At 63.5% G+C, this 444-nt stretch carries 1 protein-coding gene; it reads left to right on the top strand.

Translation table 11 applies throughout. From position 1 onward, the window contains the following. On the top strand, positions 1-295 hold a 295-nt coding region (lepB, locus tag MM817_RS16500; RefSeq protein WP_241717149.1), incomplete at its 5' end, for a signal peptidase I. Positions 296-444: the final 149 nt, after the last annotated feature.

Genomic DNA, 444 nt, shown 5'->3' with positions numbered 1-444 from the left:
GTACCAGGAGAAGCTGGGCCAGGCCGAGCACCTGATCCGCAAGGAAATGAGCCGCTATCGCATCGAGCCCGACCGCCAGTGGACCATTCCCGCCGGCCACTACTTCATGATGGGCGACAACCGCGACAACTCCAACGACAGCCGCTACTGGAACGATCCGAAGATCCCCAAGGATCTGCTGGGCATGGTTCCGGACCGCAATATCGTCGGCAAGGCCTTCGCCGTGTGGATGAGCTGGCCCGATCCGAAGATGAGCAACCTGCCGAACTTCTCCCGGGTCGGCGTGATTCACTGACCTGTGCGCAGGTTCGCCACGCGGAAGGGCGCTCCTGCTGAATAATCGCGAAGCGGGGCTGCTCCCGAGGGCAGCCCCGCTTTCACTTCCGCGAACGCCGCCGCAGGGCCCTGCCCGATGGCGTTACCGCTCGCTGGACGGAATAACTA

This window comes from Sulfoacidibacillus ferrooxidans (assembly GCF_022606465.1).
GTDB lineage: Bacteria > Bacillota > Bacilli > Alicyclobacillales > SLC66 > Sulfoacidibacillus > Sulfoacidibacillus ferrooxidans.
This window is presented reverse-complemented; position numbering and strand designations above follow the sequence as displayed.